The organism is Rathayibacter sp. AY1C7 (assembly GCF_002931865.1).
Classification (GTDB): domain Bacteria; phylum Actinomycetota; class Actinomycetes; order Actinomycetales; family Microbacteriaceae; genus Rathayibacter.
The window spans coordinates 18422-27053 of record NZ_PSWB01000037.1 but is presented as its reverse complement, the minus strand read 5'-3'; the positions used below and the strand labels follow the sequence as shown (position 1 = coordinate 27053).

The following is an 8632-nucleotide window of genomic DNA, read 5'->3' as shown; positions in this document are numbered from 1 at the left end:
CTCCCGACCGTAGGCCTCCGCTGTTTCGCGCGCGTTTCCGGCGGGAGGCGCGCGAAACAGCGGAGGCCTACGGATCCGGAGCGGCCCCGCCCCCGGGTGCTAGAGCTCGCCCTGCTGCGAGGTGCCGGCCGGGATCGAGCCCGAGCACATCGTCGAGATGGCGCGCCGCAACGGAGTCGCCCTGCCCACCGAGGACCTCGACGCCCTCCGCGCGCGGTACTCCTTCACCGACCTCGCGTCGTTCCTGGAGCTGCACTACTCGAACCTCACCGTGCTGAAGACGGAGCGGGACTTCTTCGAGCTCGCGACCGGCTACCTCGACCGGGCGCAGAAGGCGAACGTCCGCCGCGCCGAGATCTTCTTCGACCCGCAGACGCACCTCGGCAACGGCGTCGCGCTCGACACCGTGATGAGCGGGATCACCCGTGCGCTCAGCCGGAGCGAGGAGACCCACGGGATCTCGACGGACCTGATCATGTGCTTCCTCCGGGACCTGGGCGCCGACGCGGCCGACGAGATGCTGACGGCGATCCTCCCCTGGCGCGAGCACGTCATCGGCGTCGGGCTCGACTCGAACGAGGTGGGCTTCGGCCCGGAGCTGTTCGTCGACGTCTACGCGCGCGCCGCGGCGGAGGGACTGCGCCTGGTCGCGCACGCCGGCGAGGAGGGCGGGCCCGAGACGGTCGCGGCCACCGTCGAGCTGCTGAAGGTCGAGCGGATCGACCACGGGATCCGCGCGATGGAGGACCCGGAGGTGGTCGCGATGCTCCGCGAGCGCCGCATCCCGGTGACGGTGTGCCCGCTGTCGAACGTCGCCCTGCGCGCGGTGGACACGATGGCCGACCACCCGCTGCCCGCAATGCTCCGCGAGGGACTCGTCGTGACGGTCTCGAGCGACGACCCGCCCTACTTCGGCGGCTACGTGGATGAGAACTACCGCGCCCTGGTCGAGGAGCTGGGGATGGACGACGCGCAGCTCGAGCAGCTGGCGCTCAACTCCTTCGAGGCTGCGTTCATCACGGAGGAGGACCGCGAGCGCTGGCAGGCGGAGGTGCGCGAGCACTTCGCGCGGTGAGCGCGTCGCCGCCCGGAGAACGATCGTTCCCACCCCGTCTCCGGGCACTGCGCTCTCGTTCTGCGGGCGCACGCCTCCGCGCCCGACCTACGCTGGCCGGATGACGCGATCCGACGGCACGCGATGAGCTGGGTGCTCCTCACCGGCGCGATCCTCACCGAGGTGACGGCGTCGCTCGCCCTCCAGGCCGCCATCGAGTCGCCGGGCTGGTACGCCCTCGTGGTGGCGGGCTACCTGGCGGCGTTCGTCCTCCTCAGCCGGGTGCTCAAGGCCGGCATGCCGATCGGAGTCGCGTACGGCGTGTGGGGCGCGTGCGGCGTCGCGCTGACGGCGGTCCTCGCGGCCGTGCTCTTCGGTCAGCCGCTGACGGGCGTGATGAAGATCGGGCTGGTGCTGATCATCGCGGGCGTGCTGATGGTCGAGATCGGCTCGCAGCGAGCGCAGGCCGCGCGCCGGGCGGCGCACTGATGGCCTGGCTGCTGCTCTCGGGCGCGATCCTCACCGAGGTCGCCGCGACGATGAGCCTCAAGCCCGCGACGGACGGCCGGAAGCGCTGGTACGTCGTGGTCGGAGTCGGCTACGTCGTCGCGTTCACGCTGCTGGCCGGGGCGCTCGCGCAGGGCATGCCGATCGGGGTGGCCTACGGGATCTGGGCGGCGGTCGGAGTCGCGCTGACCGCGGTGCTCGGGCGCTGGCTGTTCCAGGACCCCCTGACCTGGACGATGCTCGGCGGGATCGGCCTGATCATCGCCGGCGTGCTGCTGGTGGAGCTCGGGCACTGACCGGCCGAGTGCCGTCGCGGCGGGGCGCCCCCCGATCAGCGGCCGTCGCGGTGGGGCGCGTCCCGCTGAGCGGCCGCCGCGGCGGGAGCGCACCTCCTCAGCGGTCGTCGCGGCGGAAGCGCTTCGGAGTCACCGGTTGTCGCGGCGGTATCGCGCCTCGCGGCCGGCGATGTGGAGGCCGAGCCCGGTGACCGCGACCGCGAAGGCGACCAGCACGCCGATGAACGCGATCTCGTCGCCCGCTCCGACCGCCACGGCCGCGACGGCGAGCCCGATCAGCGCGAGGGCGATGGACACGGCGCCGACGATCTCGAGAGGGCTCCAGGCGGTCATGACTCCAGCGTGCGCGCGGAGCGGCGCGCGGGCAAGGGGCGGCAGGCGAACAGGACATTGCAGAACGGACCTTGACATACCGCACTCGGGTCATCGCGCCATAACCAGTGGACGGGCATCCGGGTGGTCCCTTTTCAGGAGCGCTGCCGACTGATCGGTCCGAACGGGATGCGTCGGCTCGGTCCCCGCCGACTGACAGGATGAGATACACACACCAGCTGGAGGCGCCGTGGATCCCGAAGAAGCTGTCGTCGTCCCCCTGGTCCCGACGCCGTCGGAACCGAGCACCGAGGGGATGCTCCGCATGCTCCTCAATCGCGATGCTTTGCTCATCAGTCGCGTGCCGACACCGGCCGGCCAGGTGGCCTCGGGTCTCGTGGCTCAGACCGCAGGGGCCTTCGCGAAGGCGATCGGTCAGGCCGCGGGCGGCCTCACCCGATCGCCCGGATCCGCTGAGGGCCTCTACCGCGTCATCCTCCCGACCGGCGCGGTCGCTCGCGATCTCGTTCCCGCAGTAGGGGGCGGGTTCCGCGGAATCGTCCGGGCGGCCGGGTCGACGAAACTCTCGGCTCATGCTCGGCTCGTCCCGGCAGTGGCGGGGACGGGCGCCGCTGCTGCGGCCGGACCACTTATCGCCACGGTGGGTCTTGCCGTCGCCGGGGATATGCTCGCGCAGCACCAGATGAACAAGAAGCTTGAGAGGATAACGACGACACTGCTCGGAATCGAGAATCGGGCCAACGAGGAGGACCGATCGGTACTGGTCACCGCGGCGCAGCAGACGCGGAAAGTCGCCGGCTACCTGCTCGACCAAGCGAGGATCCCGGCGATCTCTTCAGCCGCCCATGCCTTCGGTGCGCTCGATGCGCTTGCAAACAGCTACGAGGATCGTCTCGACCGCTGGCTCGATGTCGTGGCCAAGTACGAGGGCGTTGACCGGGTGTACGCGCCCGAGCTCCTCGTCGCACTCGTGGGCAAGCGCGACGATCCGATGAGGGAATTCGAACGCATCGTCGCCCAGATGTACGAGGGATTCTCTCTTCGAGCTCGGATCGCGGTGCTCGAGAGGGTCGCGGCCGAGCATGCGAATCCGGACCGGTCGCTGCTCTCCGTCGAGGGGGTCCTCCGCGACGAGCTCGGGCGGATCGCGGCACGACAGGTGCAGCTCGTCGGGCTCCTCGATGATCTGAGCGTTCTGCAGATCGACGCGAGCAGGATTCTCATCGCCTTCGCCGGCAAAGGAACTCTCGAGGCTCGAACGACCTTCAGCCGTCTCGCCCGGGCGCTCCACACGCTGCCCGACGGGATCCCGGTTCTCACCGACTCGGACCAGACCGTCCTCGAGCTCACCCCGAATAGGGGCGGCCTCTCAGTGGCAGCGCCCGCCGATCATTAGGCGCCGTCCACGGGCGCAAGCCGATCTTGAAGACACTTCAACGCGGAGGTAAGAATGGTCAAGGCAGCGGAGACGAACCTCGCCGGTGTGCTGGAGGGTAAGAAGCAGTACCAGGTGCCGCTCTACCAGCGGGTCTACTCATGGGGGAAGCCGCAGCTCGACCAGCTGTGGAACGACATCGCCGAGCTCGCGAACACCCGCCGCGAGGAGCCCACCGCGACGCACTTCATCGGCTCGCTGGTACTCGCCCAGAGTCCCGACTTCTCGGTTGTCGGCGTCTCGAAGCTGCTCGTGGTCGATGGGCAGCAGCGCCTGACGACCCTCACGCTCCTCCTGGCCGCCCTCCGAGACCACTTGAACGAGACCGGCGACGCCGAAAAGGCTGAGGGCATCCAGGCGCAGTACCTGGTCAATGTGTACGACAAGGACAAGCCGGCGAAAGTTCTGCCCACGCAGGCGGATAGAGCATCCTACCTGGCGGTCATTCGGTCGGCTCCGGACGCAGGAGGTGTCGGCCGGATCGGCGAGGCGTACAACCACTTCCGCTCGAAGATCGCTGCGGCCGACGACCCGGATGATCCGCACGATCTCGAGGAGATCGAGAACGTCATAGTCAACGGCCTCGCCCTCGTCGTCGTGACGGCAGAGCCCCGGGACAATGCACACCGCATCTTCGAATCGCTGAACAACACCGGCCTTCAGCTGACCCAGTCGGATCTCCTGAAGAACTATCTGTTCATGCGGCTCGGCGACAGCGGCGTCGAGGTCTACGAATCGGTCTGGTTGCCTCTGGAGAAGAAGCTCAGTGCAGACAGCCTCGAGTTGCTGTTCTGGCTCGACCTGGTGCAGACGGACGAACGCGCCAAGCAGTCGGACACGTATACAGGGCAGCAGAAGCGCTTAGAGAAGCTCGCCGGCCCGGCGGAAATCGTGGCCGAGGTCGTGCGAATCGCGAAGCTGGGCGACGTACTCGCGGCTATTCTCGATCCTTCGCTCGAGGTCGACAACCGAATCCAGAGACGCCTGACGCGGATCCGAGCATGGGGCTCGACGACTGCGTATCCCGTCGTCATGCGCCTCTTGGACCGGCGGGCTGCAGGAACCGCGTCCGCTGATCAGGTGCTTCAGGCCCTGACCTACCTCGAGTCCTACTTCGTCCGGCGCATCGTCATCGGGCGCGCGACTGCGAGCTTGAATCGAACGCTCCTTCAAGCAGTGAGCGCCATTGCCGATGCCCCCGATATCGACGTCGCGTTGCGCGAGCACCTGTCGCGCGGCCGCAAGTACTACGGCACGGACAAGCAGGTGCGGGAGGCGGTGACGAATGTCCCGTTCTACTGGCAGGGTCGGGCCGCTCAGAAGAAGCTCATCCTGCTGTGGCTCGAGGAGTCCTACGAGTCGAAGGAGACTATCGACCCGGGCAACCTGACCATCGAGCACGTCCTGCCTCAGACCCTGACCGACGCCGTACGGCGTGGTTTCGAGCGGGGCCTGCCCGACGGATCCGATCTCGCCTATGAGCACGACCGCCTCGTCCACACGATCGGCAACCTCACTCTCACCGGGTACAACAGCGAGCTCAGCAACCGCCCCTTCGACCAGAAGCGCAGGATGCTGGCCGAGAGTGGCCTTCGCCTTAATCAGGAGATCGCGGGCGAGGAGGAGTGGGGCGCTCCGGAGATCGCGAAGCGCAGCGCCGCTCTCGCAGAGAGGATCATCGCTCTGTGGCCTGGTCCTGATGAAGACCTGACGTCGTCCGGCGGGGCAGAGCCCTCCGCGATGCGGAGCGTCGTGGCCTCAATAGTCGCCGAGATCCCCGCCGGCAGATGGACGTCCTACGGCGAGGTCGCCCTGGTCGCCGGCTCTTACCCTCAACCCGTCGCAGCCGTCCTCGCGAGCAACCCGATGCAAGGCGCGTGGAGAGTACTTCAAAGCGGCGGCACGATAGCGCCGGGCTTCAGATGGATGGACTCGGACCGGACCGATCCTCCGCGCGAGTTCCTCGAGTCCGAGGGTCTCACCTTCGATCGCGAGGGCCGGGCCGATCCGGCGCAGTTCCTCCGCGCCGAAGACCTCGCCGATCTCGCGGGGCTGGAGATCGACCAGGATCGACATCGGGTGCCTGGGACCCGGCCGCTCCTCGCGCAGAGGAAGGCGTTCTTCCTCAAGGTCCACGACCTCGGCGAGAGTCTCCAGACGAGGATCACGTCCTGGCCCAGCGGATCGACCGGATCCACTGTCGACGTGAGTCTCGGCGTGCCCGGATCCGTCATCGTCCTCGGATTGTCGTCCCGCGAACCCGCCGGCGTCTCCTGTGCGCTGAAGATCCGAGAGGACAAGGCGCTCTTCGCCCGCCTGCTCGACCATCGCGTGGAGATCGAGGCTGCCGTCGGCGCGGATCTCGAGTGGCTCAATGAGCCGGGGAACCTGTCGAGCCAGGTCCTCCTACGCGAAACCGGCGAGTGGCGCGACGAGGCCACCGCTCCTGATCTCGCTCAATGGCTCATAGTCACCGCCGAGAGATTCGCTGAGGTGTTCCCGGCGTTCCTCCTTCCGAAGCACTCGTGAGCACGAAGTGCATGACAGGGTGCCGAGCAGTCACGGGAAGCCGGTTCTCGTTCGGAGGAAGCCCGCCAGGGGCGCCGGTCATGAGACGAAAAACCGAGCTCGGCGACACCCTTCGGCACTCGCCCCGCCGCCGCGCCCGCCTCTAGGCTCGACGGCGTGACCGCCTCCGTCCCCGCCCCCCAGCCCCGGCCCCGCGACGTCGTCGGCCTCGTCGGCCTCGTCCTCGCGATCGTCCTCGTCCTCGCGCAGATCGGGCGGACCGCGCTCACCACGGCCATCCCGGTCCTCGCGTTCCAGGGCGGCTTCGACACCACGCAGATCGGGGCGCTCTTCGCCGCCCTCGGGGTCACGATGCTCGTGCTCGCGACGGCGACCGCGATCGTCGGCGTCATCGGCGTCGCGCGGAAGGACCGCGCCCGGCTGCTCTCGGCCGTCACGCTCGGCGTCGGCGCGAGCGTCGCGATCGTCGAGCTGGGCGCGCTCGTCGTCCCGCCCCTGGTCGGCCTCTCCCTCCAGTACTGACGAGGCCCGCCGGAGGGGATCCCTCCGCCCGCCCTCGCAGGATCCGCACGGCGCCGCGTCCGTCCCTCGCGCTCCGCTGCGCCGCGACGGCCCTGCCGGCTCCCCGGCGATGCGCCAGGATGGGGGCATGACGACACGCGTGGACGGCCTCTTCGTCTACCCGGTGAAGGGCTTGACCCCGCAGCCGCTCCCCCGCGTCGAGCTCACCGCCGGCCGCGGCGTCCCCTTCGACCGCACGATCGCCCTCGCCCGCCCCGGCGGCGCCTACCGGCCCGGCATGCGGCACGGCATCTCCAAGCGCGAGTACTTCGTGCTCGTCGCCGAGGCGCGCCTCGCCGGCCTGACCACGCACCTCGACCCCGGCAGCGGAGTGCTCACCGTCGACGTCCGCGGCCACCGGGTCCTCTCCGCCGACCTCGGCGCGGAGGACGGCCGGGCCGCACTGCGCTCCTTCGCCGCCCGCGTGCTCGACCTGCCGCCCGGCGTCGAGCCCGTGATCGCCCAGGACGCGGGGCGCCGCTACACCGACACGGCCCACAACTCCGATGTCGAGATGGAGTACGTCTCGCTGATCAACCTGGCGAGTGTCCGCGACCTCGCCGAGCGCACGGGCCGGAGCGTCGATCCGCTGCGGTTCCGCGGGAACATCCACCTCGAGGGGCTGCCCGCGTGGAGCGAGCTCGAGCTGCTCGGGCGCGAGCTCACCGCGGGCGGGCTGCGGCTGCGGATCACGAAGGCCACCGAGCGGTGCGCCGCGACCGAGGTCGAGCCGGGCACCGGTCGGCGCGACCTGCCGGTCCCTCGCCTGCTGCACGAGACCTACGGCCACGAGCTCCTCGGCGTCTACGCGGAGGTCCTCGACGGCGGCACGCTCGGCGTGGGCGACGAGCTGGTGCTCCGTGGCTGAGCTGCCGCTCGTGGTGGCCGAGCGCGAGGCGCTCACCTCGGCCGTCACCCGCTTCGTGCTGCGGAGCGAGGACGGCGCCCCGCTGCCCGGCTACTCGGCCGGCGCGCACCTCACGCTCACGACCCCCTCCGGCGAGCGCCGCAGCTACAGCCTCGTCGAGCCGGGATCCTCGGAGCCGTCGCACTACGCGATCGCGGTGCGCCGGGAGCCCGGGGGCCGGGGCGGATCGCGGAGCCTCCACGACGACGTCCGCGTCGGCGACGTCCTCTCCTCCGCGCCGCCCGCGAACACCTTCGCCCTCCGGCCCGCCGCCCGCTACCTCCTGATCGCCGGCGGGATCGGGGTCACCCCGATCCGCGCGATGGCCGCCGAGCTCCGGGCGCAGGGATCGGCCGTGCAGGTCGTCTACCTCAGCCGCACCCCCGAGGACACCGCGTGGCTCGACGAGTTCTCCGCCGACGGCTCCCTCGTGCACCACAGTGCGATCCACGGCCGGCTCGACCTCTGGCCGCTCGTCGCCGAGCCCGACGACGACACCCGGATCTACTGCTGCGGTCCGTCCGCGCTGATCGACGAGGTCCTCGCCCTCACGATGCACTGGCGCCCGAGCCGGATCCACGTCGAGGACTTCGCGGGCGTCGACGCCGTCGGCGACCGGGCCGTCCCCTTCGCCGCCGTCTGGGAGCCGACCGGAGCCGTTGTGGAGGTCCCGGCCGACCGCTCGCTCCTCACCGCGCTCCGCTCCTCCGGGATCGACGTCGACTCCTCCTGCGAGTCGGGCACGTGCGGCACCTGCCGCCTGCGCCTCGTCGGCGGGACGGCGGAGCACCGCGACCTGGTGCTGACCCCCGAGGAGCAGGACCGCTGGATCATGCCGTGCGTCTCGCGCTCCGCCGGCGGCGAGCTGGTCGTCGCCCCGGACTGACGGAGCGACGGGGCCGGGCCCCACGCACGCCGGCCGACACGCGTCGGCCGTCGTGTGACGCCGCGTGACGGGCGCCCGGCGCCCGGTCCCCCGCGTGCCTAGGCTCCCGGACGGGGGACCACGA

General features: G+C 70.1%; 9 protein-coding genes. 8 read left to right on the top strand and 1 reads right to left on the bottom strand.

All coding sequences use genetic code 11. The features are described 5' to 3' along the window. The first annotated feature begins 121 nt into the window (after positions 1-121). The 3 genes from add (at position 122) to C5C69_RS15635 (ending at position 1857) form a co-directional block, all read left to right on the top strand. Positions 122-1075 (top strand): adenosine deaminase, encoded by a 954-nt coding sequence (gene add, locus C5C69_RS15645; RefSeq protein ID WP_258067545.1) that lies wholly within the window; start codon positions 122-124, stop codon positions 1073-1075. A gap of 123 nt (positions 1076-1198) precedes the next feature. Next, entirely contained in the window at positions 1199-1543 is a 345-nt protein-coding gene (locus C5C69_RS15640) for a multidrug efflux SMR transporter (protein ID WP_104234522.1), read from the top strand. Then, on the top strand, positions 1543-1857 hold the full coding sequence (locus C5C69_RS15635) for a multidrug efflux SMR transporter (protein ID WP_104224891.1): 315 nt from the start codon (positions 1543-1545) through the stop codon (positions 1855-1857). Before C5C69_RS15640 ends, C5C69_RS15635 begins: the two co-directional genes overlap by 1 nt. A gap of 129 nt (positions 1858-1986) precedes the next feature. Here the strand turns inward: C5C69_RS15635 and C5C69_RS15630 are convergent, their stop codons facing one another. After that, positions 1987-2190, bottom strand: a complete 204-nt coding sequence (locus tag C5C69_RS15630) for a hypothetical protein (protein ID WP_104234521.1) — start codon at positions 2188-2190, stop codon at positions 1987-1989. Positions 2191-2419: 229 nt separating this feature from the next. On the opposite strand from C5C69_RS15630, the gene C5C69_RS15625 reads away from it, so the two are divergent. The 5 genes from C5C69_RS15625 (at position 2420) to C5C69_RS15605 (ending at position 8508) form a co-directional block, all read left to right on the top strand. Further along, positions 2420-3586 carry a hypothetical protein gene (locus tag C5C69_RS15625; RefSeq protein WP_104234520.1) on the top strand — a complete coding sequence of 389 codons (1167 nt, stop codon included), beginning with the start codon at positions 2420-2422 and terminating at the stop codon, positions 3584-3586. Positions 3587-3640: 54 nt separating this feature from the next. Further along, positions 3641-6154: a DUF4268 domain-containing protein gene (locus C5C69_RS15620; RefSeq protein WP_104234519.1), complete on the top strand. Its 2514-nt coding sequence runs from the start codon at positions 3641-3643 to the stop codon at positions 6152-6154. 156 nt (positions 6155-6310) lie between these two features. Beyond that, complete coding sequence (locus C5C69_RS15615; RefSeq protein WP_104234518.1) at positions 6311-6676, top strand: hypothetical protein; 366 nt, start codon at positions 6311-6313, stop codon at positions 6674-6676. 127 nt (positions 6677-6803) lie between these two features. Further along, positions 6804-7583 (top strand): MOSC domain-containing protein, encoded by a 780-nt coding sequence (locus C5C69_RS15610; RefSeq protein ID WP_159939649.1) that lies wholly within the window; start codon positions 6804-6806, stop codon positions 7581-7583. Further along, positions 7576-8508 (top strand): PDR/VanB family oxidoreductase, encoded by a 933-nt coding sequence (locus C5C69_RS15605; RefSeq protein WP_104234516.1) that lies wholly within the window; start codon positions 7576-7578, stop codon positions 8506-8508. Before C5C69_RS15610 ends, C5C69_RS15605 begins: the two co-directional genes overlap by 8 nt. Positions 8509-8632: the final 124 nt, after the last annotated feature.

Bases quoted from the DNA above. Each gene is read 5' to 3' on its own strand.
- C5C69_RS15640 (WP_104234522.1), top strand. From the start codon at position 1,199: ATGAGCTGGGTGCTCCTCACCGGCGCGATCCTCACCGAGGTGACGGCG.
- C5C69_RS15620 (WP_104234519.1), top strand. From the start codon at position 3,641: ATGGTCAAGGCAGCGGAGACGAACCTCGCCGGTGTGCTGGAGGGTAAG.
- C5C69_RS15635 (WP_104224891.1), top strand. From the start codon at position 1,543: ATGGCCTGGCTGCTGCTCTCGGGCGCGATCCTCACCGAGGTCGCCGCG.
- C5C69_RS15630 (WP_104234521.1), bottom strand. From the start codon at position 2,190: ATGACCGCCTGGAGCCCTCTCGAGATCGTCGGCGCCGTGTCCATCGCC.
- C5C69_RS15610 (WP_159939649.1), top strand. From the start codon at position 6,804: ATGACGACACGCGTGGACGGCCTCTTCGTCTACCCGGTGAAGGGCTTG.